The sequence below is a fragment of the Streptomyces aureus genome, assembly GCF_001418135.1.
GTDB classification, from domain to species: domain Bacteria; phylum Actinomycetota; class Actinomycetes; order Streptomycetales; family Streptomycetaceae; genus Streptomyces; species Streptomyces aureus_A.
Window position 1 is genome coordinate 1 of the sequence record NZ_LIPQ01000563.1, and the last position, 1,394, is coordinate 1,394.

1 protein-coding gene is annotated in these 1,394 nt (G+C 73.2%); it reads right to left on the minus strand.

Annotated features, from left to right (window positions below):
* Window positions 1-91 precede the first annotated feature (91 nt).
* On the minus strand, window positions 92-1,321 hold the full coding sequence (locus AOK00_RS33965) for a cytochrome P450 (protein WP_055603987.1): 1,230 nt from the start codon (window positions 1,319-1,321) through the stop codon (window positions 92-94).
* Window positions 1,322-1,394 lie beyond the last annotated feature (73 nt).

Here is a 1,394-nt window from a genome sequence, read left to right on the forward strand (position 1 = left end):
CGCAGCAGGGCGCTCTCGCCGTCGAGGTCGGCGACGAACGGGACCAGGGCGATGGCGTCGGCGGCGGACGCGGCGTGGGCGTGCGGGCAATTCATCCGAGGGCTCCAAGGGCGGGGGTCGGGGTGTAGGTCACGGGGAGCGCGGTGAGTCCGCGCAGCCAGGGGGAGGGGCGGCGGGCGAGGTCGGCCGCGGGGACCGCGAGGTCGACGTCCGGCAGCCGGTCGAGCAGTACCTCGATTCCCGTGCGGGCGATGGTCTCGGCGACCTCCTGCGCGGGGAAGGGGCAGCGGTGCTCGCCGTGGCCGAAGGAGAGGTAGGCGTTGTTGCCGCCCGTGAGCCGGCCCGCGTCGGCGCGCACGTGCGGGTCGGAGTTGGCGGCGGCCAGGCCCAGCAGTAGCAGGTCGCCGCGGCCGATCCGGCGTCCGCCGAGGTGGGTGTCGCGCGACGCCCAGCGGCCGGCGACGTTCTGGGTGGGGGTGTCCTCCCACAGGACCTCGTTCATCGCCTCGCCGACGCTGTGGCGACCGCCGGACAGCGAGGCGGCGAACCGGTCGTCGGTGAGCATCAGCCGCAGCGAGTTGCCGATCCAGTCGGCGGTGGGCTGATGGCCGGCGGCCAGCATCACCATGAGGTCCTGGGCGACCTCCTCGACCGTGAAGCCGGCGGTGTTGCCCAGCATCCGGGAGGCCACGTCGTCGCCCGGCGCCTCAGCCTTCGCGGCGAGCAGGGCGAACATGGACTCGGCCAGGTGGCGCTGGCCCTCCAGCGCGCCCTCCTGGCCGTTGATCATGTCGTTCAGGGCGGTGACGAGCCCCGGCCCCTGCTCTTCGGAGAAGCCGTAGACGCTGGCGAGGACGCGTACCGGCAGCAGCATCGCGTACTCGGCGATGATGTCGCAGGCCCCCTTGCCGCACAGCGCGTCGATCAGTTCGTCGGCGAAGCGCTCGGCCCGCTCCTTCAGCACGAACGGGTCGATCCCCTCCAGGGCCGTGGAGATGACGTTCGCGCGCTCGCGGTGCCGCTCGCCGACGGTGTAGAGGATGGACGGCTGCTTGCGGCCGATCATCGGCAGCAGCGGCCAGTCCGCCGGAATGGAGTCCCACTGGTTCCACAGTTCGGAGTCGCGGGAGAAGAGGGACGGGTCGCTGGTGACCTGGTGGAGCTCGCGGTAGCCGAGGACCAGCCAGGCCGGCACGTCGCCGTCCAGCACGACGGGTGCGACCGCCCCGTGCTCGCGCCGGATCTGCCGGTACAGCTCGGTGGGGTCGGTCTGGAAGCGTGGCCCGCTCAGGGGGACGGGCGGGTGCTCGGGGAGGGTCACGGGGCGGGCTCCGGGATCGGCTGCGGGACCGGCCGTGCGGCCGGGGCGACGACGGTCCGCAGGTGCTCGACGA